The sequence below is a fragment of the Pseudoprimorskyibacter insulae genome, from assembly GCF_900302505.1.
Lineage (GTDB): Bacteria > Pseudomonadota > Alphaproteobacteria > Rhodobacterales > Rhodobacteraceae > Pseudoprimorskyibacter > Pseudoprimorskyibacter insulae.
Window position 1 is genome coordinate 99999 of sequence record NZ_OMOJ01000003.1, and the last position, 26142, is coordinate 126140.

Consider the following 26142-nt stretch of genomic DNA (forward strand, 5'->3'; position numbering starts at 1 on the left):
CTGGGCCAAATGGTCATCTTGGTCAGCAATTGATCCTGATTTGACCTGATGCTCGAAATTCTTTCCATCCATATGATCTTTGACCTATTGGCCGCTGCGTCGTCGCTTGGCGTTACGGCTTTGGTTCTGTTCTGGGGCCTGCGCAAACCGGGGCTTGGCGCGTTGGAGCGGGCGGGCGCAGGCTATCCGCTGGCGCTGATCGGCGGCGCGGTGGTCGGGGCCTACGCGATGGGGTCGATCAACCTGTGGCTGATGGGTGAACCCGCACTTGGCCGGTCGATTTTGGGCGCGGTAATTGGCGCGATATCGGCGGTTGAGATCTATAAGCTGCGCGCCGGGCTGCGCGGATCCACCGGCGCGCCTTTGGCCGCAGGCTTTGCCGCCTCGGTGATGGTAGGGCGTTGGGGGTGCTTTCTGACCGGCCTTCCCGATCAGACCTTCGGCATTGCCACCACCCTGCCTTGGGCCGTGGATTTCGGCGATGGCATCCCGCGCCACCCGGTTCAGATTTACGAAAGCGCGGCGATGGGGCTTTGCCTGATCCTTGCGCTGCTGATGCTGTGGCGCAGGCCGGATGCCTTTTCGCGCTATGGGTTCTACGGCATTATCGGCATTTATGGCGCTCAGCGCTTTGTCTGGGAATTCCTGAAGCCCTACCCGCCCGTTCTTGGCCCGTTCAACCTCTTTCACATCGGCTGCGCCGCTTTGGTGCTTTATGCCGTCAGCATGAGCAAATGGTATGTCCGACCGTAAAGCCGCCCCCTATATCTTCCATTCGCAAGTCACCTCGCTTTGCGCCGACTGTTTGGCCCCGGTTCCGACCAAGGTGATCTTTGAAGGCGATTGCGTCTACTACCTCAAACGGTGCCGAACCCATGGGGTGCAGAAGGTGCTGGTGTCGACCGATATCGCCTATTTCAAGGCCTGCGCCGATTGGTTGAAGCCCGGAGACCGGCCCCAGCGGTTTGACACGCGGATCGACATGGGCTGCCCCTATGATTGCGGGCTGTGCCCAGATCACGAGCAGCACAGCTGCCTTGCCCTGATCGAGGTGAACGAGCATTGCAACCTGACCTGCCCGATGTGCTTTGCCGGATCCTCGCCCGAAAAAACCGGCACAAGGTCGCTAGAGGAGATCGGCGCGATGATGGATGCGCTGGTTGCCGCTGAGGGCGAACCGGACCTGCTGCAAATCTCGGGCGGAGAGCCGACGCTGCATCCGCAGATCCTTGAGATATTGGCCATGGCCAAGGCCAGACCCATCCGCCATTTGATGATCAATACCAACGGCTTGCGCATCGCACGTGATCCAGCGTTTGTGGCGGAACTGGCCAAGTTAAAACCGGGGTTTGAGGTCTATCTGCAATTCGACAGCCTGCGCCCCGACGTGCTGAAAGCCCTGCGGGGGGCCGATCTGACACGCATTCGCCAGCAAGCCTTGGAAAACCTTGAGGCGGCGGGAATTTCAACCACGCTGGTGGCCGTCATTCGCAAGGGGCTGAACGATGATGAGGTTGGCGCGATCATTGACCACGCGCTGAACTGGTCCTGCGTGCGCGGCGTGACCTTCCAACCGGTGCAGGACGCGGGCCGCAACATCGGCTTTGACCCGGCCAAGGACCGCACGGTCCTGTCCGACATTCGCCGCGCGGTGATCGAGGCAGACAACCCTTTTGGCGCAAATGACATGATACCGCTGCCCTGCAACCCTGAAAGCATCTGTGTGGGCTATGGCCTTCGCAAAGGGCGCAACGTGGCACCGATCACCGGGATGCTGCCGCGTGAGGTGCTTCTGTCGGAGCTACCAAACTCGGTCACCTTCGAAAAATACCCCGCCCTGCGCGACCGGATGTTCGAGTTCTTCTCGTTCTCATCGACCCCGGCGAACACGACCGAACGGCTTGAGGCACTGTTTTGCTGCCTGCCCGAGATGCCGACAACCGAAAACATCGGATATGACGATCTGTTCCGCATCGCCATTTCTGAATTCCTAGACCCGCATAATTTTGACCTTGGCCGCGTGAAACGGTCCTGCGTGCATTTCGTCACGCCCGATCAGGGGATCATCCCCTTTGACACCTACAATCTGTTCTACCGGGATGAGGCCGCGCGCGCCCGAAAAGCAGGTTCAATCAAGGCGCGCTTGACCAATATGGGCGCGCACGAATGAATATTTACCTACGCATTTTCCTGTACATCGTTCTGACCGTCTTGGCCCTGGTCGGGCTATTTGCGGGCGGTTGCGCGTTGCTTTTTATGACAGACGGTTACTTCTACGGCAACGGCGTCCTGGCAATCTTCTTCATCGGCTTTGGCGTGCTGGCCTTCGCCATTTGGGGCTTTGTCTGGGTGAGATGCAGATAACGCGCCTGTGCTAAACTGACTGACGAAAGGACCAATCCATGTCCCCAGAGGTACGCGTCATTGTTGTTATATTTCTGACACTTGTCGCCCTTATCGGGCTTCTGGCGGGGGGTTGTTCGATTCTGTTCACGCCTGCCCTGTTCCAAGATCCCAGCATTTTCGTGATCTGGGTTATCGGCATGATCTTTGGCGCGATCGGTGTCAGCGCCATTTTCGGCATTCGTAAAATCCTGCGTAGATCGGCGGCGCAGACACCGCCGCCGCCGACAGAATAGGCCAGCTTAATCGCTGACCTTTTTCACGAATTCCGATTTCAGCCCCATCGGCCCAATTCCGGGGATCTTGCAATCAATGTCGTGATCGCCCGCAACAAGGCGGATGCCGCGCACTTTGGTGCCGACCTTGACCACCAAGGAAGACCCTTTGACCTTCAGATCCTTGATCACGGTCACCGTATCGCCATCGGCCAGCGGATTGCCAACGCTGTCGCGGATCACATTTTCGGCCTCACCCCAGACCGACCATTCATGGCCGCATTCAGGGCAAACCAACAAAGCGTCCATTTCATAGGTGAAGGACGAGGCGCAATCGGGGCATGGGGGCAATGTATCTGACATGTGTTCGCCTTAGATCTTGCCCCGCGCCATGGCCAGTGAAGAATTTGTCACAGCCGATCAAACGCCAAATGGCCCGGCAAGGGACCGGGCCAATGGTGGGGCACTGCGGCGGGAGGGTTCCGCGGCCCCGATGTCGCGCGCGTTACGCCTCGTCTGGGTTTTCGACCATCCGGCGGACCCAGCGGGCGGTAAACCACGCCCCGATCAGGCTAACCGGGAAGATCCAGGTGAGAACCACAAACAATGGAAAATTGCTAAATCCGTACATCTTGGCCGCCCCGGCGATCAGGAAGACGTTCAGCAAAAGAGCCGAGGTGATGACTAGGAACAAAACGCCGATCAACTTGCCGTAGGACCAGCTGGCCGGGCCGGTCAGTTCATCGGGATCAATCTCATATTGGACACTCATAATAAATCCTGCTCTGCCTTGGCCGCGGTTTTCCGCGATCCGTTATCGATGGATCCAAGCTAGCATGGTCTGTGCGAATTGTCATCGCTCCGTAAAAAACGGCTAAGATTTAAACGCGATCTGCCGTTTTAAGTGCGTTTGTCGCTGCCCCGGCACAATCGCGCAACTTTAGATGGAATTTGCGAAACTATTGAAACAATCCAAGCCGAACAATGGGTTTTGTTTCATTTTTCGAACATTGCCGCCCCGATAGCGCGTCAAAACAGGGCCGTTTCGGCCCCGGTTTCCCATTTCGATACCTGTTGCAGCACAACAACAGTGTGCTGCCTCAAGCTGACTTGTAAAGCGGAACAACGGCTTCTATATATCGGGTGTTCCCTCGGGAACTATGGGCATAAACGCGCGTAGAATAAGCGGATCGGACCCGGGGGCGGTACCCGGCGGCTCCACCAAACATCCTTCGTTTGAGGATCATGGGGCCGAAATAGGATCGACGAACGTGTAAAAACGTAGCTTTGCTTCGGTGAGATACCACCGTTATCGGTTCAAAAAGTACAATTGCAAACGACAATCGTGCTCCGGTTGCTCTGGCTGCGTAAGCAGTTCGAGGAATCGAAATCTAAGTCCTTGCGCTTAGCAGCGTAAGGCGGGGTTCGCAGGTACCTGGCAACAGAAACCTGCACTTTCCCACATCGCCAGCATAGGTTGCACAGCCGGACAAATCCTGTCTGTTTCGCCCATTCATTGATTTTTCACTGGTATCCTCTTTTGTTTCCGAGAATATGGAATATGCTCAGGCCATTGGCAGAGGAAGAACTGGCATGTCTCGCAGTATCGACTATGGGAACCTGATGCATCGTGCGATGCGCAGCTTGATCCATGATGTTTTGACCGGCGTCCAAGAAGACGGGCTGCCCGGCCAGCATCATTTTTTCATCACCTTCGATACTGGCCATCCCGATGTGATGATCGCGGACTGGCTGTCTGATCGCTATCCCGGCGATATGACCGTGGTCATGCAAAACTGGTTCGACGATCTGAAAGTGGATGATGACGGGTTCGCGGTGACGCTGAACTTTGGCGATGCGCCGGAACGTCTGTATATCCCGTTCGACTCGATCAAGACCTTTGTCGACCCGTCTGTCGAATTCGGCCTGCGTTTTGAAAACAGCGAATCCGAAAGCCCGACACCGATTCCCCTGTCGCGCGATACGGCCCCCTCTTCGGTGGCCGATCAGGACGATGATGGCGACGATCTGCCCCCGCATAAGGATGCAGATGTGGTCAGCCTCGACAGTTTCCGCAAACATCCCAACTGATTGCTGCCAAAACACTGGGCGTTAGCGCTTAGGGCGCCGGCAATGGTTGCGCGTCGCGTCGGTTTTACTAAACAGATACGGACTGCGCCCTTCTGGACAATTGCGCAATCGCGCTTCAGGCGCTAATCGGCATACAACCGCATACATCGAGGAGCGAGAGATGACCGCGACCCGCACCGAAACCGACAGCTTTGGCCCGCTTGAGGTCCCCGCAGACAAGTATTGGGGCGCTCAGACACAGCGTTCGATCATGAACTTCCCCATCGGTTGGGAAAAACAGCCCGTCGCCATCGTGCGCGCGCTTGGCGTGATCAAGAAAGCCTGCGCCATGGCCAACAAAGCCAATGGCGACATGGATGCCACCGTCGCCGATGCCATCATTCAGGCCGCGGGCGAAGTGATCGAAGGCAAGTTCGATGACAACTTCCCACTGGTCGTCTGGCAGACCGGCTCCGGCACCCAGTCGAACATGAACTCGAACGAAGTCATCGCCAACCGCGCGATCGAAATCCTGGGCGGCGAAATCGGCTCCAAAAAGCCGGTGCACCCCAATGACCACTGCAACATGGGGCAGTCGTCGAACGACACCTTCCCGACCGCCATGCACATCGCCGCCGCGATGATGACCCGCGACGTGCTGCTGCCCGGTCTGACCAAACTGGCCGAAGGTCTGGAAGCCAAGTCGGCCGAGTTCAAAGACATCATCAAGATCGGCCGCACCCACACCCAAGACGCCACGCCCCTGACCCTGGGCCAGGAATTCTCGGGCTATGCCATGCAGATCCGCAACGGCATCAAGCGCATCGAACTGGCCCTGCCCGGTATCTATGAGCTGGCGCAAGGCGGCACCGCCGTCGGCACCGGCCTGAACACCAAGAACGGCTGGGGCGAACAGGTTGCGGGCAATATGGCCGAAATCACCGGCCTGCCCTTTGTCACCGCGCCGAACAAGTTTGAATCGCTGGCCGCTCATGATGCGATGGTCTTCATGTCGGGCGCTTTGGCCACGGTTGCAGGCGCGATGTACAAGATCGCCAACGACATCCGCTTCCTCGGCTCGGGCCCCCGCTCGGGTCTGGGCGAGCTGATCCTGCCGGAAAATGAACCCGGTTCGTCGATCATGCCGGGCAAAGTTAACCCGACCCAAGCCGAAGCGATGACTCAGGTCGCGGCACATGTCATGGGCAATGACACGGCGATGAAGTTCGCAGGCTCGCAAGGCCATTTCGAACTGAACGTCTACAACCCGATGATGAGCTACAACCTGCTGCAATCCATGCAGCTGTTGGGCGACGTCGCTGACAGCTTTACCGAACGTATGCTGCTGGGCATCGAAGCGAACAAGCCGCGCATCCAGAAACTGATGCAGGAATCGCTGATGCTGGTGACCGCGCTGGCCCCGACCATCGGCTATGACAACGCCACCAAGGTCGCCAAGACCGCGCATAAGAACGGCACCACGTTGAAGGAAGAGGCCGTCGCGCTTGGCTTTGTGGACGAAGCCACCTTTGACGCCGTGGTCCGCCCCGAACAGATGATCGGCCCCAAAGACTGATCTCTGCCTCCGCTTTGACTGACCTCGCAGGCACCCTTCGGGGTGCCTGTTTTCGTTCTGCGGATGCAGGTGCAAGCGGCCAGCGTCGCGTTTGCGTATTTATTCAAGAGAAGAAGCAGGCAGGACGATGCCCCTATCAGAACTGGTCCTGTCATTCTTCTCTTTCCAAATACGCAAAAAATAGTGACGCCAATGGCAATGACCACGCTCGCCCCCTCTGGACGGGCGCGATGCATTTGCTAGCATGGGACCATGGCCGACATCGTAAACCTGAACCAATTCCGCAAAGCCAAAGCCCGCTCTGACGCCCGCAAGGACGCGGATCAGAATGCGGTGAAATTTGGCCGCACCAAAGCGCAAAAAGCGCTGGAACAGGCGCGTGACGAAAAGGCGAAGAAGGATCTGGACGGGCATCACAAGGAATGAGCGGTCGTCCGATCAAACGCTCGCTGACCTTGCGCGGGCACCGCACGTCGGTGTCACTTGAGGAACCGTTCTGGCGCGCCTTCCGTGAGATTGCCAAATCCGAAGGCAAGGCAATCAACGAACTCGCTGCCGAAATCGATGAATCACGCGGGCTCGACAGCGGCCTTGCGACCGCGATCCGCCTTTATGTGCTGGATTTCTACGTCACGCGTGCCCCGTAGGGTGGGTTTGTGACCCACCATTCGGTTGCGCCAGGGGGCGGTGGGTTGAAAACCCACCCTACGGCGTCACGCCAGCAGCTTGCCGATGCGCTCTAGGGCCCGCTCGATATTCTCGGTCGAGTTGGCATAGCTGAACCGGATATAGCCCTCGCCCAAGGCGCCAAAGCTGGTGCCTGCGATGGCGGCGACGCCGGCCTCTTCCAGAAACTTGTTCTGCGCCTGCATCGAAGTCAGCCCCGTGCCCTCGATATTCGGGAAGGCATAGAACGCCCCCGCCGCATCGGCGCAGCGCACGCCCGGCAGCGCATTCAGCCCGTCTACGATCACTTTGCGGCGCGCATCGAACTGTTTCACCATATCCAGCACCGCGTCTTTCGGCCCGGTCAGCGCGGCCAGCCCGGCGAATTGCGCTGAGGCGTTCACGCAAGAATGGTCGTTGATGCATAGACGGGTGACGTGATCCACCAACTGGTCAGGCCAGACCGCATAGCCCATGCGCCAGCCGGTCATGGCATAGGTTTTCGACCAGCCATCCAGCACGATCAGCCGGTCGCGGATCGACGGGTATTGCAACAGCGAGACATGTTCGCGCCCGTCATAGAGCATCTCGGAATAGATCTCATCCGACAGAATGGCGACATGCGGATGGGTCTCCAAGCCTTTGACCAGCTTGTCAATTTCTTCCTTCGGGGTCACCCCGCCCGTGGGGTTGGCCGGGCTGTTGATGATGATCAGGCGGGTTTTATCAGTGATTTGCGCCAGCACGGATTCGGCATCAAAGGCAAAGCCTTTGTCTTCGGTCAGGCGGATCGGCACCGGGGTCGCCCCGGTGAACTTGATCACCGATTCATAAATCGGGAAACCGGGGTTGGGGTACATGATCTCGGCCCCCGGCTCGCCAAACATCAGCACGGCGAAGAACATGGTGGGCTTGCCGCCCGGCACAACGACCACGTTGTCGGGATTCACCTCAACCCCATGGCGGCGGTTCAGGTCGGCGGCGACTGCCTCGCGGAGCACCGGCAGGCCATTTGCGGGCGTATAGCCGTGATGGCCGTCCTTCAGCGCCTTCGCCCCGGCCTCAACAATGTGTTCCGGCGTGCGGAAATCGGGCTGGCCGATGCCAAGGTTGATGATGTCCTTGCCCTGCGCGGCCAGTTTGCCGGCATGGGCCAGAACGGTGAAGGCAGACTCGGTGCCAAGGCGGCCCATTCCGGCTGCAAGTTTCAAGTGTGACATGGCTGGTTCCTCCCTCACGTCTGGCATTGCAACTTGGTATACCAAGCGCACCCAGCGGTTCAATGGGGGATCGCGGGCGGGTGTTTCAGTTTTCCTTCATCGCCGTTTAGCCCCTCTGGCGCGTGCCAGAGCGCCCGGCCTCTCCCTCGATGGGCGTGGGCGGGCGACGCCGCTCGACGCGCAGGTGGATGCCATCCTTGGCCCGCACGGTCAGATGGGCCACGGGTTCCGGCGGGGTGACGGGCCGAACCGAGACATCCCGCAGCAGCCGCGCCAGCAGAAGCGGCCCTTCGACCATGGCGAAACCCGCTCCGGTGCAGACCCGTTGCCCGGCTGAGAACGGGATATAGGCATCGCGGGCGCAGCGCCGCCCATCGTCGGTTTGCCAGCGCGCCGGGTCAAATTCATCCGGGCGGTCCCAAATGCGTTCGTGGCGGTGCAAGTGCCACGGGCTGATGACCATCTGCGCGCCGGGGGCGATGTCGCGGTCGCGGAACCGTTCGGGGCATGTGGCCTCGCGCACCATCATCGGCACGGGTGGGTAAAGCCGCAGCGTTTCGCGGAACACGTCCTTGGCGGCGCTCAATCGTCCAAACTCGGCAAAGTCCCCCGCAACCAAGCCCTGGGCCTCCTCGGCGACACGGTCCTGCCACTCCGGGCTTTCGGCCAGCAGATACAAGGCCCAGCCAAGCGCCGAGGCGCTGGTTTCATGACCGGCCAGAAAGAAAATCGCCACTTGATCGACCATTTCATCGGCGGTGAAGGTATCGCCTGTCACCGGGTCGCGGGTGGTCATGATCTTGGTGGCCAGATCGTCCGGCGCGGTGCCTGCACGGATCTGCTCCATCCGGCGGTCGGTCAATTGCTGGATCAGCCCCCGGATGCGCCGGGCCGAGGCCCGGGTGCCACGGCGATGCAGGCGCGGCATCCAGTGCGGCAGTGGCACAAAGGCCGCCACATTCAGGATCGGCTGGCTGCGTTGATAGGCGCGGAATTCGTGGAACACGGCGCTGGCCAGATCATCCTCGATCGGGATGGAAAACAGCGTGCGAAAGATCACATCCGCCGCCGCGTGCGAACATAGCTCTTCGACCTCGACCACCTGCTCGGCCTGCGCGTTCAACCGCTTGGCCGCCGCCTCTGCCGCCGCCCACATTGCTGGCCATGTGTCGCGCAGACGCCCGCCCTCAAACGCTGGGTCAATGATGCGGCGCTGGCGCTTCCACACCTCGCCATTGGTCAGGAAGACCGAGTTGCCCAGCAAAGGCCGCAGCCCTTCGGATATGCGCGAAGATTTGGGGAAATCGTCGGGGCGGTCCTTCAAAACCGTTTTCACCAGATCGGGCTGGTTCAGCAGATAGCTGCGGAAAAACGGCGTGCGGAATTCTGCCATCCACGCCCGATAAAGCCGCGCGGGTTGGGCCGACAGAATGTCTTGGCGGAACAGTTTGACGTAGCGCCAAAGCGTTACCTTATCTGGCCGGGCCTTTGGTTTGGGCGGGATCATGGGTCGACCGATGTGTATTTCGACACCGCATGCTCAATCCGGCTGGCGGACGGCGGGCGGCCCTCATAGCGCTTGGCCAAGGTGACTGGGCCTGCGGTGATCTGGAAATAGTCATAATCCAAAGGTTTATCAAAGGCGCACAAGTATTGGAAATGCAAGCGAAAATATCGACGCTTCAACTCATTCCAGCGGGCCTCACTCAGCGAATTTTTGAACTGCGCGGAAAACACCAGCGGCCATGTCTTGCCCTCGGGCGCGACACCCGACACGCCCACCGGATCGCATAGCGCAAAGGCGCAGCCATCGCCGGGCGCGGTCACATCGACCCATGTCAGCTCATCCCGCGCACTGAGGAAACGCAGGTCCGTCCGCAGCCGCGTGGCCTTGGGCAAGAAGGACACCATCGGCACCACTTGGCCAAGGCTGAGGAAGGCCAGCGCCGGACCATCCGCCGGCACGCGCCCATCGCGGATCAGGTCCGCCAAAATCGACACGGCCAAATGCGCCCCCGAGGAATGCCCGACCACCAGCACCTCATCGGCATCGCTTTGCAGCGCCTCGGCGATGGTGTCTGCAAAATCGGCCATGCGCATTTCCAGCGCGGGCGGGTTGGCGCCCAGATAGCGGGCCGAAAAGGCGTAGTCATGCATCAGGTAATAGGCAAAGAACTTGCCATCGCGCCGCCGGAACCATTCCACCACGGCCCAAGCGATCACCAACCACAGCACACCGCCCAGGGCCTGCGCCGCGATCCCGAACCCCGGCAGCAGCGCTGTGATCGCCCAATAGGCCAGATAGCCCAGCCCCAGCCCAAGCCCCGCCTGCACCAGCAGGAACAACACAGGATAAAGCGCAGCGATCACCGGCCCCTGCCGCAGCCGCATCAGCCGCCACAGGGCACCGGTGCCGATATAGGCCCAAGCGGTGCGGACAAGCTGCGCATAGGTGGCGATGATGCCGTTGGCCATGCTGTCGCGCACGATATCGGACCAGATCAGCACGTCGATATCTGCGGTGACCGCCTGCCCGTCGATCTGCCCTTCAACCTGCCAACCGAAAGTGCCGCCGCGTTTCTTGGGCCTCAGCGCGATCTCATAGCCTGAAATCCGCGCTTGGTCGGCAGATTCCCGGCGATAGAGTTCGCGATACCGCCGGGGCGGGATCGGGTCATAGCCGGGCACATAAAACACGCGGCGGGTGCGCACAGGATGATCTGTCATGCGGACTGCTCAAATATCGTTTGGGTCAGGATAGATGAGCAATCCGGCAAGACTATGGCAATTGTTCCGAAAGTCAGAACAACCTTACCCGAGTGTTGCCAAAGCGGGGAAGGTTTCCAGCAGCCAGAAGGACAGCGACGAAAACCCGCCCGTCAGCATCAACAGGCCAATCGTCCAAAGCAAAAGGCCCATGGCGCGTTCGATCTGCTCCATATGGCGTTTGAACCAAGCCAAGGTGCCGGTCAGGCGCGGCAGGAAGGCGGCGACCAGCAGGAAGGGAATGCCAAGGCCCGCCGCATAAATCGCAAGCAAAGTCATACCCTTACTGACCGATGCCTCAGACGCGGCCAAGGACAGGATCGCGCCCAGCTGCGGGCCAAGGCAGGGCGTCCAGCCAAAGGCAAAGGCCAGCCCCAGAATATAGGCCCCAAAGGCCGTACCGCTTTGATCCCCGGCATCAATCCGCGCTTCGCGGTTCAGAAAGCCGATGCGGATCACGCCAATGAAATGCGCGCCAAAGATCATCACAGTGATCCCGGCAATGGTGTTGAACCACGATTGAAACTGGAAAAACGCCGCCCCAATGGCGCTGGCGGCGAGCCCCAGCAGCAGGAACACCGTCGACAAGCCCATGACAAAGAAAAGCGCAGGCAACATCGCCCGACGGCCCGCGCCTTTGCCCAGATCGGCCATCGACACGCCCGACATATAGGCCAGGTAGGGCGGCACCACCGGCAGAACACAGGGGCTAAGGAAGGAGATAATGCCAGACGCCAATGCGATGAACATCGCAGGCAGCATGCTGGCATCTATGAGCGTCGTTTCAAACATGAGATCGTCTTAGGGTATCCCGCTGGCGCTGTCACGCCACGCCGTATCACATCCTTGTGGACAGATCACCTCGGTCATCCTAGAGGTTTGCTATGAAACAAGATTGCGATGCCATTGGGCTTCTGTGCCCCCTGCCCGTGCTGCGGGCGCGCAAACGCCTGTCGGCCTTAGCGGCGGGCGATATTCTGGTGCTTCAGACCGATGATCCGGCGGCGATCATTGATGTCCCGCATTTCTGCCAAGAGGCCGGTCATACCTTGCTGGACCAGCAAGAGTCTGAGGGCGGCGTGATGATCTGGCAGATCCAGAAGGCCGATTGATTTTAGACGGTTGACCTGAAACGCATCGGGGCGGCGCATTTGCACCGCCCCGTATTTTTTTTGTGGTTGGCCGCGTCTTAGCGCGACCACCAACCCCGGCGCTTTGGCTTGTTGGGGTCTTCCTCTTCGGCAGTCTCTTCCACCGGCGCGGGTTCTGCCGCTGCGGTTTCAAGAACCGGCTCCTCTGCGGGCGCTTCGGCAACGTCCGCTTCTGCCGCAGGTTCCTCAGCAACTTCAGCAACCTCAGCCGGTGCTTCGGCGACAGGCTCCTCGGCCTGTGCTTCAACAGCCTCGGCCTCAACCGCTTCCGCTTCTACTGGTTCCGCAACCTCGGCGGGTTCCGCCGCAGCTTCAACCGGTTCCGCCGCTGCCTCAGGTGCGGGCTCGGCTTCGGCAGCAGGCTCCTCAGTGGTCGTTTCCGCCTCGGACTGTACTTCAACCACTTCGGCGCTTTCTTCCGGCGCAGCATCAGCAGGTGCTTCGGCGGCCTCGGTCACCTCGGCCTCAGTGGCCGCTTCCACGGCTACAGGCGCTTCGGCCTCAGTTACGGCCTCGGCAGATGCGTCACCCTCGGCCGCAGCGGTTTCGACAGGGGTCTCTTCCGACGCGGTCACCTCAGATGCGGCCTCTTCGCCCTCACCCTCAGCGCCGTCATTGCCTGCGCCTTCCTCGGTGGGCTTGTCCTTACGACGACGACGCGAACGGCGGCGCTTCTTCGGCTTGGCCTCTTCTTCGCCATCCTCGGACGCGGCGGCTTGATCGTCGCCTTCATCTTCAGAACCGTTATCATCCGCATCAGAGTCATTGTCCGACCCGTCCTCAGACGATGTACCATCCCCATTGCCACCTTTCCGGCGGCGACGACGACGACGGCGCTTTTTGGGCTTCTGATCGTCATCCGCCTCATCGCGATCTGCTTCGGTGTCGGCTTCGACCTCCAGATCTTCGGCTTCGACCTCCTCGTCGATCTCATCCATGATCGAAGTGTCAACCGACACAACGGGGGTTTCGACCGGGGTGACATTGCGCGTGGCGGTCTTGAACTTTTCAAGCGTGAAATCGGGGCTGACCAGATGCGGGTCGCCTTCGATGCGGACCGACAGACCATAGCGGCCTTCGATCATCGCCACATGTTCGCGCTTTTGGTTCATCAGGTAGTTGGCAATGCCAACCGGGCAGCGCACCAGAACTTCACGCGACCGGTTGCGAACGCCTTCTTCTTCGATCTGGCGCAGAATGCTTAGCGCCATGTTATCGTCCGAGCGGATCAGGCCGGTGCCGTGGCACGACGGGCACGGTTGGGTCGTGGCCTCAATCATACCGGGGCGCAGACGCTGGCGGCTCATCTCCATCAGGCCAAAGCCCGAGATGCGGCCAACCTGAATGCGGGCGCGGTCGGTCTTCAGCTTGTCTTTGATGCGCTTTTCGACGGAGGCGTTGTTCTTACGCTCATCCATGTCGATGAAGTCGATCACGATCAGGCCCGCAAGGTCGCGCAGACGCAATTGGCGCGCGACTTCTTCGGCCGCCTCAAGGTTGGTCTTGAGCGCGGTTTCCTCGATCGAGCCTTCTTTGGTGGCCCGGCCCGAGTTCACGTCGATCGCAACCAGCGCTTCGGTCACGCCGATCACGATGTAGCCACCAGATTTCAGCTGAACCACCGGGTTGAACATACCGCCCAGATAACTTTCGACCTGATAGCGGGCGAAAAGCGGCATCTGTTCGTTGTAATGCTTCACGTTACGGGCATGGGACGGCATGATCATCTTCATGAAGTCCTTGGCGATGCGGTAACCGCGTTCGCCTTCCACCAGCACCTCGTCAATCTCACGATTGTAAAGATCACGGATCGAGCGTTTGATAAGGTCGCCTTCTTCGTAGATCTTGGCGGGCGCGACGGATTTCAGCGTCAGCTCGCGGATCTGTTCCCAGAGGCGTTGCAGATATTCGTAATCGCGCTTGATTTCGGTCTTGGTGCGTTTGGCGCCAGCGGTCCGAATGATCAGGCCCGCGCCCTGCGGCACGTCGATCGAGGTGGCGATTTCCTTGAGTTTCTTACGGTCGGCGGCTTGGGTGATCTTACGGCTGATGCCGCCGCCACGGGCGGTGTTCGGCATCAGGACGCAGTAGCGACCTGCCAGCGACAGATAGGTGGTCAGGGCCGCGCCCTTGTTGCCACGCTCTTCTTTGACGACCTGCACCAGAAGGATCTGGCGCACTTTGATGACTTCTTGAATCTTGTAGCGACGCGCGCGCGGTTTGCGCGGCGGGCGAATGTCTTCGTGATCGTCATCATCGGCGACGGATTCGATGGATTCGTCCTTGGCAGCCGCATCTGCCTTGGTGTCATCTTCATCTTCTTCGGCCTCTGCGTCGGCTTCCTCAGCCTCTTCAGATTCGACCTCAACCTCAGCCGGGGCTTCGGCGGTTTCTGCCTCTGCTTCGGGGGCTGCTTCAACCGCAGTTTCGGCCTCAGCCTCTACCGGTGCCTCTGCTGCGCCCTCTGCGACGGCGTCACCGTCTGCCGGGGTGTCCTGCGGTTCTTCAACCGGAGTTTCGGCAACGGTTTCCATCGGCGACAGACCTTCTTCGTCGTCGCTATCTGTGTCCAGATCGATGGTTTCCATACCCGAGATGGTGTCGGACACGTCTTTAGAGGCCGTCACATCCTTGGGCGCCGACTTTTCAGCCTTGTTCGAGGACCGACGACGACGGCGGCGCGGGCCGCCTTCTTCTTTGTCCTTTTCCTTGCCTTCCTTGCTGTCACCATCTTCCGACTCGCGGATGGATTCGGCATAGACGCGTTCTTCCTCCATCAGCGCCTCACGGTCGGCGACGGGGATCTGGTAGTAATCCGGATGGATTTCCGAGAACGCAAGGAATCCGTGGCGGTTGCCGCCATAGTCGACAAACGCCGCCTGAAGCGACGGTTCGACCCGTGTTACCTTTGCAAGATAGATGTTGCCAGCAAGCTGGCGTTTGTTTTCGGATTCAAAGTCGAATTCCTCAACCTTGTTTCCGTCAACCACCACGACGCGGGTTTCTTCCGCGTGGGTGGCGTCGATAAGCATTTTCTTAGCCATGTGGTCCGTATGCACGTCATATGCAGCCCTTTCCCGGGGGTCTGGAACTAATATGACGGTGACTTGTCTGGGCGAGCGGGCGCACGCAGGTCAAGGGCCGGACCCGTAGGTCTCGTGCTGTTTGCCTCAATCCGGTCGCGCGCTTCATCGCGGTTCTTCTCCGACGCATGCCTTATGGGGGCTGCGCCCGTTTCATGCCCGTCGCTTGCGCGGTCCGGGCGGGGTATGTCGGGCCTTTGCGGGGCCTTTCAAGATCCGGCGCGGCTTGCGGTTTCGCGTCAAAGCCAGCACCGGCGAATCTCAGGGTTAGGCCAGCAGTCGCCTGATAAGGCGGGGCCATAGATCACCATATGCAGATGCAAAGCGATTTTACAATGGCCAAATGACGGCGCTTACCGGCCTAAGCACCCCCAAATGCGCGGTTTTTACAAAAAATCAGCCATTTCCATAGGATTTCGGCGCGCCAATGCTCAAAAAGAAAAAGGCCGCCTCAAATCTGGCGGCCTTTGCGTTGTCCCAAGCGCGGGTCGCGCCATCATCCATCCAGTGCGCGTAGGCGCTTGATCAGGCTCGACGTGTCCCAACGCCCGCCGCCGATTTTCTGCACGTCCTTGTAGAACTGATCGACCAACGCCGTGACCGGCAGGCTTGCGCCGGTTTCATCGGCGGTATCAAGGCAAATGCCCAGATCCTTGCGCATCCAATCGACGGCAAAGCCGTGGTCGAACTTGTCATCAATCATGGTTTCATAGCGGTTGACCATCTGCCAGCTGCCAGCCGCGCCGCCGCCAATCACTTCAACCACCGCGCGGCCATCAAGCCCGGCCTTCTCGGCGAAATGCAGCCCTTCGGACAGGCCCTGTACCAGACCGGCAATACAGATCTGGTTCACCATCTTGCACATCTGACCCATACCCGTATCGCCAAGGCGTTTGCACAACTTGGCAAAGGCATCGATGATCGGTTCGGCCTTGGCATAGGCGTCTTCGTCGCCGCCGCACATCACGACCAACTGGCCGTTTTCCGCACCGGCCTGACCGCCAGACACGGGCGCATCGACAAAGGAAATCCCGGCGTCCTTGGCCATAGCGTACAGTTCGCGCGTCACTGCCGCCGAAACCGTGGTGTGATCAATAAAAATCGCGCCAGCGGCCATTCCGGCAAAGGCACCGTCATCACCAAGGCAGACCGAACGCAGATCGTCGTCATTGCCAACGCAGGACAGAACGAAATCGGCACCGGCCGCCGCCTCGCGCGGGGTTGCGGCGAAGGCGCCACCGTGATCCGCCGCCCATTTTTCGGCCTTGGCCGCTGTGCGGTTGTACACCGTCACCTCGTGACCCGCTTTCGCCAGATGCCCAGCCATTGGGTAACCCATCACCCCAAGCCCCAGGAATGCAACTTTTGCCATGACGTCCTCCGCGCATTGAATTGGTATACCGTTTGTTGCCGCTCTGCCGCCCCTTGGCAAGAGGCCCTGACCGGGTTAGTCCCAAAACATCGACACAAGCGGGGATTTAGGATGGGCACGCTGTTTCGTTGGCTGGTCAAGATCGTATCGGCACTGATCGTGCTGGCGGTGGTGGCCGTTGCGTTGGTCTATTACCTGACCTCGCGGTCCCTGCCCGATTACAACAAGACCATGCCGGTCGCGGGCCTCACCAGCGAGATTGAGATCATTCGCGACAACAATGACGTCCCGCACATCTTTGCCGGAACGGACCGCGACGTGTTCTTTGGCCTTGGCTATGCCCATGCCCAAGACCGTCTGTGGCAGATGACCATCCTGCGCCGCACCGCCCAAGGCCGCCTGAGCGAGATTTTCGGCGCGCGCACAGTTGAGACAGACAAGTTGCTGCGCCGCCTCGACCTCTACACAGCCGCCGTGCAATCGGTCCCGTCACAAGACGCTCGCACGCTGGACGCGCTTGAATCCTACGCCGCCGGGGTGAACGCCCGCATCGATGAGATCAACCGCGACAGCCTTGGTCGTGGCGCGCCCGAGTTCTTCTTGTTCAACGCCGCGATCTCGCCATGGCAACCGGCGGATTCACTGGCGATCATCAAGCTGATGGGCCTGCAACTGTCTGGGCATCTGCAAAGCGAAGTGCTGCGCGCGCGGGCCTCGCTGCTGCTTTCGCCCGAGCGTTTGGCCGATCTGCTGCCCGATATGCCTGGCGCCCCCATTGCCGCCCTGCCGGACTATGCCGCGCTTGTGCCCGGCGTCCTGCCCGGCCAATCGGGCCAGCCCCTGCGCAGTGCCGCGCTCTGGCCGGTCCCCGAACCGGCCCTTGCAGGCGCTTCGAATGCCTGGGCCGCCGCCCCGCACCGGTCCGCCAGCAAAGGCACCCTTCTGGCCAATGACCCGCATCTTGGCCTGACCGCCCCGACCATCTGGTATCTGGCGCGGCTAGAGCTCAGCTCTGGCGGCGTCATCGGCGCGGGCATTCCGGGCGTTCCGGCCATCATGGTGGGCCGGTCGGAACAACTGGGCTGGGGGCTGACCTCGGCCTATCTTGATGACCAAGACCTGCTGATCGAAGAATTGAACCCCGACAACACCGAAGAATATCGCACGCCCGATGGGTTCAAACCCTTCCGCACGCGCAAATCCATTGTCGAAATCAAAGACGCAGCCCCCCTGACCATGACCCTGCGTTGGTCCGACAATGGCCCGGTTCTGCCCGGCACCCAGTTCGATCTGGCCACCGTTACCCCGCCGGGCCATGTGGCCGCCCTGTCATGGACAGCCCTCAGCCCCGCCGACACGTCAATGAGGGCCGCCGTCGGCCTGATGTTCGCCCAAGACATCCCGCAGGCGCTTGAGGCCTCGCGCAGCTATGTCGCCCCGGCGCAGAACCTGACGCTGATCGACCAGACCGGCATCGCCATGCAGGTGATCGGCGCCATGCCCGCTCGCGATCCGGCGCACCAAAGCAAGGGCCGCCTGCCCGCGCTTGGCTGGATGCCCGAAAACCGCTGGTCCGGCACCCTGCCCTATGAAGACAACCCGTCCTTCATCAACCCCGAAGGCGGCATCGTCGGCAACACCAACAACCGCACCACCGATGCCCCCTTTCCCCGCCATGTCAGCTTTGACTGGGGTGACAGCCAGCGCGTCTATCGCTGGGAACGGATGATGCAAAACCGCAAGGTCCACACCCGCGACAGCTTTATCGAAGCGCAGCTTGATACGGTCTCGGTCACGGCCCGCACGCTTTTGCCGCTGATCGGCGCGGATCTGTGGTTCACCGGAGAGGCCGCCCCCGAAGGCACGCCCGCCCGCCGCCGCCAACAGGCGCTGGACATGCTGGCCGCCTGGAACGGCGAGATGAACGAACACCTGCCCGAACCGCTGATCTATGCCGCATGGGTGCGCGCCCTGCAAAAGCGCCTGATCTCGGATGATCTTGGTCCGCTCACGGGCGAATTTGACCATATTGAACCACTGTTCATCGAACGGGTGTTCCGCGATATCGACGGCGCCAGCGCATGGTGCGACGTCCTGCGCTCGGCCCCGATTGAGACCTGCTCAGACGTGGCCCGCCTTGCGCTGGACGATGCGCTGGTCTGGATCGAAGAACACCACGGCACGGCGCTGGAATCGCTGCGCTGGGGCGCGGCCCACACCGCCACCCATGACCACCCGGTTCTGGGCCAGGTGCCGCTGCTGCGCTATTTCGTCAACATCCACCAAAGCACATCGGGCGGCGATCACACGCTGCAACGCGGGCGTACCTCGGGCAAAGACCCGGCCCCGTTCCAGAACGTGCATGCCGCAGGCTATCGCGGCGTCTATGATTTTGCCGATCCCGACAGTTCGGTTTTCATCAGCGCAACCGGGCAATCGGGCCACTTCCTGTCGCGCCATTACGAAGATCTGGGCCAACTCTGGCGCCGCGGCGAATATATCCCGATGTCGCTGGATGTCGGGCTAGCACGCGCCGCCGCGGTCGGCATCACCCGCCTGACCACGCAGTAACCCCGCCCCTGCTTCTTCTCTTTGATAAATACCGCCGGGGGTGAATTTGCGTTGAAAACGCAAAAAGGGGGCAGCGCCCCCTCTCATCACCCGGTGCGCAGCACCGGGCAAACCCTGGGCGCGGGCCCGAAGGGGCCGCGCTCCGCTGGATCAACGGATCACAAGCCGCATTTGTCGCGCATAAAGGCCAAGGCCACCGAAAGCCCATCCGGCGCGATGCCATGGGCGGTGCCCTTCTGAATATGGGCGAACACCTCTTTCCAGCCCGCGCTCTGCAAGGCCTCCGCCGCCTCGGGCAACGATTGCACCGGCACCACATCGTCCTGATCGCCATGCACCAATAAAACCGGCGGGCGGCTGATGGTTTCATCGGCGAGCAGTTCCGGCGCCAGCAACCGGCCCGAAAAGGCCACGATCCCGGCAACCGCATCTTCGCGGCGCGGGGCCACATGCAGGCTCATCATCGTGCCTTGGCTAAACCCGAACAGGACCACCTGTTCAGGCAGCACGTCTTCATCGACCATCAACGCATCCAGAAAGGCGTTCAGATCCTCGGCAGCGGCCCGCATGCCCGCCTCGGAATCTTCCTCGCTCGATCCGTCAATCCACGGGATCGGGAACCACTGATAGCCAAAGGGCGATCCCGCGCAACTTTCCGGCGCGTCGGGGGCCACGAACAGCGTGTCGGGCAGATGCTCGGCCAGCGGATCGGCCAACCCCAGCAAGTCGGCCCCGTTGGCCCCATAGCCGTGCAGGAACACGACAACCGAACGGATTTCCCCGGAAAGCGGCTCTTTGCGGCCAGCCTGCAATACGCGCGTCATGCGATGCCCTCTCGTTGCTTTGCCACATGGTAGTAGGCCCAGAGCGCCCGCGCCGCAACCGCTCTCCATGGGCTCCAGTCTTCTGCCATCTGGCGCATGGCCTTTTCGCGCGGGCGCTCCTCAAGCCCGAACAGCATCCGCGCGGCCTCTTGCAGTGCCAAATCACCGGGCGCAAAGACATCGGCGCGGCCAAGGCTGAACATGGCGTAAATCTCCGCCGTCCAGACCCCGATCCCGGTGACAACGGTCAGCGTCTTGACCACGTCCGCTGTCGGCGCATGGGCCAGCGCATCGAAATCAATCCCTGCCTCAGCCAAGGCGCGGGCGTATCGCGCCTTCTGGCGGCTGAGGCCCAAGGCCCGCAGCCCCTCTTCATCCGTGGCCAAAATCGGCGCAGGCGCGGTCATGCCCGCCGCATCCAGCCGCGCACGAATGGCGCGGGCCGAGGCCACGCTGACCTGCTGGCTGATGATCGCGCCCAGCAATTGGTTGAACCCCTGCGGATTGCGCCGTAGCGGCAATGGCCCCGTCAGTTCCAGCGCGTAGGCAAAGCGCGGCTCGTGACTGATCAGCCATGCCGCCCCTTCGGCCACGCAGGCCTCGGTCTCGATGATCCGGCCTAGATCCGGTTCAGCCATGTCAGCGCCTCCTTAACCGTTTGCACATCCGGACCATCCACCGCAGGACGCTGAAGCAAAGCAACCCGAACCTTGCGCTTTCGCGCGGCCTCCAGCTTGGGCCAGCCGCCCGGCCCTCCGGCATTGCGCAGGATGATCCAGTCGATGCCCAAACGGCGCAGCAAATGCTCTTCCTCGGGCACGGAAAACGGCGGATTGCCAAGCAAATACCGCCCATTGGGCAGCACACAAGGCCGCTGCACCGCCGAGTTTTTGCGCACGTATAAATAACAATCCTTCAGCGCCGCAAACCGCGCCAGCCGTTCATGCCCCGTCGCCAGCAAGACCCGCGATCCGCGCCGCACGACTTGCGCCGCCTCAGCTTCGCTCTGCAATGTGACCCAGCGATCGGCCCGCGTGGCCCGCCATTCCGGGCGGCGCAGGCGCAGGTATGGCACCCCCGCCTTTCGCGCCGCCAAGGCCACGCTGCGCTGGGTCGCGGCATCGCAAGGGTGGCAGGCGTCAATCACCGCACGCATCCCCGCAAGGGCCGGAACCGGCTCGGCTGGCATCGGCATGGCAAAGGGCCAGACCTGCGGCACGCGTTCTTCTTGTGGCAGCCAAACCAGCGATCCCGGCAGCGCCCGCGCTAAAGCCCGCGCCTCGGCCGAACCGGACACGATCAACACGCGCGAATTGGGGACTGTTTGCGTCATGGCCCAGTCGTACCGCATGGCGAAAAACTCCGCTACGCCTGAAACGCATTCACCACTTGCGATGTTCAGCTTTGCGGCATACCCATTCACCATGAACACTGCATCCGATACCCGCGCCAAGCGCAATGTCACCGTATTGGTTCTGGCCCAAGCCGTGCTTGGCGCCCAGATGCCAATGATCTTTACCATTGGTGGTCTGGCCGGGCAGTCGCTGGCGACCAACCCCTGTTTTGCCACCTTGCCGATCTCGATGATCGTGCTTGGCTCGATGCTCTCGGCGACGCCTGTGTCTGCGGTGATGCAGAAATATGGCCGCAAGGTCGGCTTTTTCATGGGCGCCTTTGCCGGGGCCGTTGGGGCGTTGATTGCTGCTTACGGCCTGCAAATCGGCAGCTTCCCGATTCTTCTAATCGGTAGCCTGATCACTGGCATGTATATGTCGGCGCAGGGGTTTTACCGGTTCGCCGCGGCCGATACAGCCTCGGATGAATACCGCCCCAAGGCGATTTCTTACGTGATGGCCGGGGGCCTTTTGGCGGCGGTCATCGGCCCGCAGCTTGGCAACTATTCGTCCTTTGCCTTCGGCGCGATCCCCTTTGTCGGCACCTATCTGGCCGTGGCGGGGCTGAACCTTGTGGGCTGCTGGCTGTTCTTGCTGCTCGATATCCCGCGCCCGCCGGTGCCAAGCGTCGATGCGCCGCGTGGCCGCACCCGGCTAGAGCTTCTGACCACGCCGCGCATTGCCGTGGCGGTGATTACGGCGATGGTGTCCTACGCGTTGATGAACCTTGTGATGACCTCGACGCCGCTGGCCGTTGTCGGCTGCGGCGTTGGCGGCGCGACCGAGGTGCCGTCCTACCTGACCAACCTGATCCCCGAAGGCACCGCCCGCGAACAGTTTCAGTTCATCGCAGGCTACGTCGTCACCGGGCACGTGCTGGCGATGTATATCCCCAGCTTCTTCACCGGCCATCTGATCGCCCGTTTCGGGGTTGAGAAGATCGTCGCCACCGGCCTGTTGATCCTCGCCATTGCCGGCGGCGTTGCGCTGCAGGGCGTTCAGCTTGAGAACTTCTTCATTGCGCTGATCCTTCTGGGGATCGGCTGGAACTTTGGCTTTATCGGCGCGACTGCCATGCTGGCCAGCTCGCACGAACCGCACGAACGTGGCCGGATGCAGGGCATGAACGATCTGATCGTCTTTGGCGGCGTGACCTTTGCGTCGCTGTCCTCGGGCGGGTTGATGAACTGCTCGGGCGGCACCGCGCAGGAAGGCTGGACCGCTGTGAATATGGCAATGGCCCCGTTCCTGGTGCTGGCCGGCGGTGCACTCCTCTGGCTGGCATTGCGCCCCAAGGACGACGCATAGCGCCGAGGCGCGGCCAACGGCCCGCCTCTTTCTCGGCCAAGTGGCGGGCTTGCCCCGCCCGAGGCTGGGAAACGCCCCTACATCCCGTCTTTAGAAACGCCCGGTCATTGCGGCCTTGGTCAGGGCAAAGCGACGTTTGAATTCGCTGACCTGCAAACGATCCTCGGCCACGGCCATCGGATCCCGCGCCGCCAGTTGCAACACCGCCCCCGCCCGCGCCGCGCTTAAAAACGCCGGTCGCGCTTTGACTGGGACACCTGCGCGGCGGGCTTTCTCCAAACGCTCCAGCCCGGTTCTCGCCAAATCGGCCACCGCCTCGGCCCGGCCATCCACCAACGGCACACGGCCTGCGGCCTCTAGCGCCGGCACGGCTTGCAGATAGGCCGCCAGCCCCGCCGCATAGCCAGCATCCATCGCCGCTTGATCGCAAGGCGCCCCAAGCGCCCGCGCCGCCGCAACCGTTAGCAGCCCGCCGGTGTTTTCAAGAAACGCGTGGAAGGCGGCGGCATCCTCAAACGGGTCACGGTAGATATCCCAGCGCCGCGCCAGAACCAGATCGTCCAGTTGCTTGGCGCTGGCTTTGTCCAGCACCATGGCCAATGGCGTGACCACCTCATGACGGCGCACCAATCCGCCCGCCTCGATCTCGGCCAACGCATCGCGCCACCATTGCAGGCGCATCTCGGCGATCATCGGCTCTTGGGTCACCCAAGGCGCGCGGCTGACCTCGACGTTAAAAGCGTAGATCGGAAACAGCACCGCGCGGGCCTGCACCGGCGCAGCCATGGCGGCGGCAAAACGTTCGGGATCGCCCGCTTCGACAATCCGCGCGCAGGCGTGCCAGTTGTCATCTTGCATCCAGCCACTCCTTGATTTTGGCCAAAGTCATCGGGTGATCGACCACGTCCAGATGCTTGACGCCCTCAATCACCGCGTAGCTGCCACCTTGGGTCAAGCCTTCGACGAACGGCTGATACCCCGCCGCGTCAAAGGCCTCATCCTGTGCGCCTGCGACCAAAAGAAATCCCGGCAGCGCCTTGATATCAGACTTGAAATCCGATCTCGGCGCGTATGAGACATTCAGCCGATAGGAATAGCTGCGCGTCGCCAGATGGCCCATCGGCCCTTCCAGCACCGCCTTCGGAAAGCGAAACCAGATCACCGGCAGATGGTTCAGCGCCCGGATCTTCACCGCGTTCAGGATCGACAGGCCGATGATCCGCCGCAGCATCGGCTGCGCCCAACCGCCCGAATTCTTGCGCTGGGTCGGGGCGCGATGGCCCAGGAACGGCGCCAGCAAGATCGCCCCGTCAAAGGCATCGCGATGCGCGCCCCCGGCCATCCGCACCACCAACCCACCGCCCGAGCTATGGCCCAGCAGATAAACCGCCTGCCCCGGCACCCGTTCCGCAGCAATCAAGTCGGCCAGATCATCCTCTAGCTGGCCGATGTAATCCACATCCCCGCGCCGGTCTGGAGATGCCCCGTGCCCGCGCAGATCCACCGCCAGAACACTGGCGCGATCCGACAGCGCCGCGCCCAAAGCGTCGAACTGACGCCCGTTCCAACCGGACCCATGCACCGCAACGATCAAGGGGCCATCCGCTGGCCCCTTGGCCTCATGCACCGGCATGCCCCAACCATCGCGCATCGCTACGGCACGCTGCGGCAAGGGCGTCACATCGCGCCCGATCAGGCCCGAAAACTCAAGCCCCCCCGCGCCATCGGCTTCCGGCACGGATTGCGACGCGATCAGCCCCAAGGCCACCGCCAGTGTCGCCAGCCCGCCCAAGGCAAGCCCAATCGCTGCGCCGCCGATGCCCATCGATTAGCCCTTGGCCCCGTCGCGCACCAGTTTCCAGCGCACCGCATCCAGCAGTGCCTCAAACGAGGCGTCGACGATGTTAGGCGACACGCCCACGGTTGACCAACGCTTGCCCTGTCCGTCTTCGCTGTCGATCACAACGCGGGTCACGGCCTCGGTCCCGCCTTGGGTGATGCGCACCTTGAAATCCACCAAACGCATATCGTCGATCTGTTCCTGATACGGCCCCAGATCCTTGGCCAACGCCCGCGACAGCGCGTTGACCGGGCCGCGATCACAGCCCGCCTCATCCATGGATTCCGACACCGACAGCTTCTTTTCGCCGTCCACCTTCACCACGACCACGGCCTCAGACAGAGACACCATCTGGTTGTACTTGTTCTTGCGCCGCTCGACCGTCACCCGATAGCGCTTGACCTCAAAGAACTCGGGCAACAGGCCCAGCTCATCCCGCGCCAACAGCTCAAAACTGGCCTGCGCAGTGTCATAGGAATAACCATCGGTCTCGCGTTGCTTGATCCGTTCCAGAATGCGGGCCAAGGCCGGATCACCCTTTTCCACCTCAAGCCCCGCTTCCGAGAGCCGCCGGATCAGGTTCGACTGCCCGGCCTGATTGGACATCGGAATGATCCGGCTGTTGCCAACCACACCGGGGTCCACATGTTCATAGGTCGAGGGGTCTTTCAGAATGGCGCTGGCATGCAGCCCGGCTTTATGCGCAAAGGCCGAGGCCCCGACGTAAGGCGCCTGCTTCATCGGCACGCGGTTCAAGATATCGTCCAGCATCCGGCTGACCTTGCGCATCCCCTTCAGCGCATCCAGCGTCACGCCAATGTCGAACTTGCTGGCATAGGGCTCTTTCAGCAATAGCGTCGGGATCAGCGTCGTCAGATTGGCATTGCCGCAGCGCTCGCCAAGCCCGTTCAACGTGCCCTGCACCTGCCGCGCCCCGGCCATCACCGCCGCCAAAGACCCGGCCACCGCGCATTCGGTGTCGTTATGCGTATGGATGCCGACCCGATCGCCGGGAATGCCCGATGCGATCACCGCCGCCACGATCTGGCCAATCTCGCCCGGCAAGGTGCCGCCGTTGGTATCACAGAGCACAACCCACCGTGCCCCGGCCTCATAGGCGGCCTTGCAGCAGGTCAGCGCATAGCCTGGGTTGGCCTTGTAGCCGTCAAAGAAATGCTCGGCGTCAAACAGTGCCTCGCGCCCGTCGGCCACGATATGCGCGATCGAGGCGCGAATATTCTCGACATTCTCCTCCAACGTGATGCCAAGCGCGGTCTCGACATGGAAGTCATGGGTCTTGCCAACAAGGCAAACCGCCTTGGTGCCGGCATTCATCACCGCTGCCAGCACATCGTCATTCTCAGCCGAGCGCCCGGCGCGTTTGGTCATACCAAAGGCCGCCACTTTCGCCTTGGTCTGCAAGGGCTGCTCAAAAAAGGCGCTGTCAGTGGGGTTCGCCCCCGGCCAGCCGCCTTCGATGTAATCCACACCCAGCCCATCCAGCGCCGCCGCAATCCGCAGCTTTTCGGCGGTGGAAAATTGCACGCCCTGCGTTTGCTGCCCGTCGCGCAGCGTGGTGTCATAGATATAAAGACGCTCTGCACCCATCACGCCGCCCTCCTCATCGCAGTTTGCCCCCAACCGGCCAAACCTGCATTTCCCAGTCCACCAGGGCCAAACAGC

Annotated in this window: 25 protein-coding genes and 1 other RNA gene; 12 read left to right on the top strand and 14 right to left on the bottom strand. The window is 61.4% G+C overall.

The window, feature by feature from the left end; translation table 11 throughout:
* The first annotated feature begins 48 nt into the window (after positions 1 to 48).
* The 4 genes from PRI8871_RS09625 to PRI8871_RS09640 are packed head-to-tail and all read left to right on the top strand — an operon-like array spanning position 49 to position 2639.
* Positions 49 to 753: a prolipoprotein diacylglyceryl transferase family protein gene (locus PRI8871_RS09625; RefSeq protein WP_108886012.1), complete on the top strand. Its 705-nt coding sequence runs from the start codon at positions 49 to 51 to the stop codon at positions 751 to 753.
* Entirely contained in the window at positions 740 to 2170 is a 1431-nt protein-coding gene (locus tag PRI8871_RS09630) for a radical SAM protein (RefSeq protein ID WP_108886013.1), read from the top strand. The genes PRI8871_RS09625 and PRI8871_RS09630 overlap by 14 nt, the downstream gene beginning before the upstream one ends.
* Entirely contained in the window at positions 2167 to 2364 is a 198-nt protein-coding gene (locus PRI8871_RS09635; RefSeq protein WP_108886014.1) for a hypothetical protein, read from the top strand. The genes PRI8871_RS09630 and PRI8871_RS09635 overlap by 4 nt, the downstream gene beginning before the upstream one ends.
* Positions 2365 to 2402: 38 nt before the next feature.
* The gene (locus tag PRI8871_RS09640; protein ID WP_108886015.1) at positions 2403 to 2639 is read left to right on the top strand and encodes a hypothetical protein; all 237 of its coding nucleotides are present in this window, start codon (positions 2403 to 2405) and stop codon (positions 2637 to 2639) included.
* Positions 2640 to 2645: 6 nt separating this feature from the next.
* On the opposite strand, the gene PRI8871_RS09645 is transcribed toward PRI8871_RS09640, so the two are convergent.
* Both PRI8871_RS09645 and PRI8871_RS09650 read right to left on the bottom strand, forming a co-directional pair.
* Positions 2646 to 2981 (bottom strand): zinc ribbon domain-containing protein YjdM, encoded by a 336-nt coding sequence (locus tag PRI8871_RS09645; RefSeq protein WP_108886016.1) that lies wholly within the window; start codon positions 2979 to 2981, stop codon positions 2646 to 2648.
* Between the two features lie 142 nt (positions 2982 to 3123).
* Entirely contained in the window at positions 3124 to 3390 is a 267-nt protein-coding gene (locus PRI8871_RS09650; RefSeq protein ID WP_108886017.1) for a hypothetical protein, read from the bottom strand.
* A 334-nt stretch (positions 3391 to 3724) separates the two neighbouring features.
* Between PRI8871_RS09650 and ssrA the strand changes: the two genes are divergently transcribed.
* The 5 genes from ssrA to PRI8871_RS09675 all read left to right on the top strand — a co-directional run bounded on the left by ssrA (position 3725) and on the right by PRI8871_RS09675 (position 6911).
* Positions 3725 to 4074, top strand: a transfer-messenger RNA (tmRNA) gene (gene ssrA / locus PRI8871_RS09655).
* Positions 4075 to 4211: 137 nt separating this feature from the next.
* Positions 4212 to 4709, top strand: coding sequence for an SspB family protein (locus tag PRI8871_RS09660; RefSeq protein ID WP_108886018.1), 498 nt, complete (start codon positions 4212 to 4214; stop codon positions 4707 to 4709).
* Positions 4710 to 4869: 160 nt separating this feature from the next.
* Positions 4870 to 6264, top strand: coding sequence for a class II fumarate hydratase (gene fumC, locus PRI8871_RS09665; protein WP_108886019.1), 1395 nt, complete (start codon positions 4870 to 4872; stop codon positions 6262 to 6264).
* A 252-nt stretch (positions 6265 to 6516) separates the two neighbouring features.
* Complete coding sequence (locus PRI8871_RS09670) at positions 6517 to 6690, top strand: DUF4169 family protein (protein ID WP_108886020.1); 174 nt, start codon at positions 6517 to 6519, stop codon at positions 6688 to 6690.
* A complete protein-coding gene (locus PRI8871_RS09675) occupies positions 6687 to 6911 on the top strand; it encodes a ribbon-helix-helix domain-containing protein (protein WP_108886021.1) in 225 nt (74 codons plus the stop codon). Before PRI8871_RS09670 ends, PRI8871_RS09675 begins: the two co-directional genes overlap by 4 nt.
* Before the next feature lie 66 nt (positions 6912 to 6977).
* On the opposite strand, the gene PRI8871_RS09680 is transcribed toward PRI8871_RS09675, so the two are convergent.
* The 4 genes from PRI8871_RS09680 to PRI8871_RS09695 all read right to left on the bottom strand — a co-directional run bounded on the left by PRI8871_RS09680 (position 6978) and on the right by PRI8871_RS09695 (position 11708).
* Positions 6978 to 8150, bottom strand: a complete 1173-nt coding sequence (locus tag PRI8871_RS09680; RefSeq protein WP_108886022.1) for a pyridoxal phosphate-dependent aminotransferase — start codon at positions 8148 to 8150, stop codon at positions 6978 to 6980.
* Between the two features lie 106 nt (positions 8151 to 8256).
* Positions 8257 to 9657, bottom strand: a complete 1401-nt coding sequence (locus tag PRI8871_RS09685; protein ID WP_108886023.1) for a cytochrome P450 — start codon at positions 9655 to 9657, stop codon at positions 8257 to 8259.
* Positions 9654 to 10877 carry a hypothetical protein gene (locus tag PRI8871_RS09690; protein ID WP_108886024.1) on the bottom strand — a complete coding sequence of 408 codons (1224 nt, stop codon included), beginning with the start codon at positions 10875 to 10877 and terminating at the stop codon, positions 9654 to 9656. The genes PRI8871_RS09685 and PRI8871_RS09690 overlap by 4 nt, the downstream gene beginning before the upstream one ends.
* 84 nt (positions 10878 to 10961) lie before the next feature.
* Complete coding sequence (locus PRI8871_RS09695; protein ID WP_108886025.1) at positions 10962 to 11708, bottom strand: cytochrome c biogenesis CcdA family protein; 747 nt, start codon at positions 11706 to 11708, stop codon at positions 10962 to 10964.
* Between the two features lie 92 nt (positions 11709 to 11800).
* Here PRI8871_RS09695 and PRI8871_RS09700 point away from each other — a divergent pair, with 92 nt between their 5' ends.
* Complete coding sequence (locus PRI8871_RS09700) at positions 11801 to 12028, top strand: sulfurtransferase TusA family protein (protein WP_108886026.1); 228 nt, start codon at positions 11801 to 11803, stop codon at positions 12026 to 12028.
* 77 nt (positions 12029 to 12105) lie between these two features.
* On the opposite strand, the gene PRI8871_RS09705 is transcribed toward PRI8871_RS09700, so the two are convergent.
* Together PRI8871_RS09705 and PRI8871_RS09710 are read right to left on the bottom strand one after the other, a co-directional pair.
* Positions 12106 to 15111, bottom strand: coding sequence for an Rne/Rng family ribonuclease (locus PRI8871_RS09705; RefSeq protein ID WP_108886027.1), 3006 nt, complete (start codon positions 15109 to 15111; stop codon positions 12106 to 12108).
* A 535-nt stretch (positions 15112 to 15646) separates the two neighbouring features.
* Positions 15647 to 16522, bottom strand: a complete 876-nt coding sequence (locus PRI8871_RS09710; RefSeq protein ID WP_108886028.1) for an NAD(P)-dependent oxidoreductase — start codon at positions 16520 to 16522, stop codon at positions 15647 to 15649.
* 111 nt (positions 16523 to 16633) lie between these two features.
* Between PRI8871_RS09710 and PRI8871_RS09715 the strand changes: the two genes are divergently transcribed.
* Positions 16634 to 19093, top strand: a complete 2460-nt coding sequence (locus PRI8871_RS09715; RefSeq protein ID WP_108886029.1) for a penicillin acylase family protein — start codon at positions 16634 to 16636, stop codon at positions 19091 to 19093.
* 158 nt (positions 19094 to 19251) lie between these two features.
* Here the strand turns inward: PRI8871_RS09715 and PRI8871_RS09720 are convergent, their stop codons facing one another.
* The 3 genes from PRI8871_RS09720 to PRI8871_RS09730 are packed head-to-tail and all read right to left on the bottom strand — an operon-like array spanning position 19252 to position 21343.
* Entirely contained in the window at positions 19252 to 19917 is a 666-nt protein-coding gene (locus PRI8871_RS09720; RefSeq protein WP_108886030.1) for an alpha/beta hydrolase, read from the bottom strand.
* Positions 19914 to 20555 carry a DNA-3-methyladenine glycosylase family protein gene (locus PRI8871_RS09725; protein ID WP_108886031.1) on the bottom strand — a complete coding sequence of 214 codons (642 nt, stop codon included), beginning with the start codon at positions 20553 to 20555 and terminating at the stop codon, positions 19914 to 19916. The genes PRI8871_RS09720 and PRI8871_RS09725 overlap by 4 nt, the downstream gene beginning before the upstream one ends.
* Positions 20537 to 21343 carry a precorrin-6A/cobalt-precorrin-6A reductase gene (locus tag PRI8871_RS09730; RefSeq protein WP_181389432.1) on the bottom strand — a complete coding sequence of 269 codons (807 nt, stop codon included), beginning with the start codon at positions 21341 to 21343 and terminating at the stop codon, positions 20537 to 20539. Before PRI8871_RS09730 ends, PRI8871_RS09725 begins: the two co-directional genes overlap by 19 nt.
* Between PRI8871_RS09730 and PRI8871_RS09735 the strand changes: the two genes are divergently transcribed.
* On the top strand, positions 21342 to 22619 hold the full coding sequence (locus PRI8871_RS09735; protein ID WP_108886201.1) for an MFS transporter: 1278 nt from the start codon (positions 21342 to 21344) through the stop codon (positions 22617 to 22619). The genes PRI8871_RS09730 and PRI8871_RS09735 overlap by 2 nt on opposite strands.
* Positions 22620 to 22709: 90 nt before the next feature.
* On the opposite strand, the gene PRI8871_RS09740 is transcribed toward PRI8871_RS09735, so the two are convergent.
* Genes PRI8871_RS09740 through cimA form a run of 3 tightly spaced genes read right to left on the bottom strand, consistent with a single transcriptional unit; the run spans position 22710 to position 26067 of the window.
* Positions 22710 to 23477: a squalene/phytoene synthase family protein gene (locus PRI8871_RS09740; protein ID WP_108886032.1), complete on the bottom strand. Its 768-nt coding sequence runs from the start codon at positions 23475 to 23477 to the stop codon at positions 22710 to 22712.
* The gene (locus tag PRI8871_RS09745) at positions 23467 to 24444 is read right to left on the bottom strand and encodes an alpha/beta hydrolase (RefSeq protein ID WP_108886033.1); all 978 of its coding nucleotides are present in this window, start codon (positions 24442 to 24444) and stop codon (positions 23467 to 23469) included. Before PRI8871_RS09745 ends, PRI8871_RS09740 begins: the two co-directional genes overlap by 11 nt.
* Positions 24445 to 24447: 3 nt before the next feature.
* Positions 24448 to 26067: a citramalate synthase gene (gene cimA / locus PRI8871_RS09750; protein ID WP_108886034.1), complete on the bottom strand. Its 1620-nt coding sequence runs from the start codon at positions 26065 to 26067 to the stop codon at positions 24448 to 24450.
* Positions 26068 to 26142 lie beyond the last annotated feature (75 nt).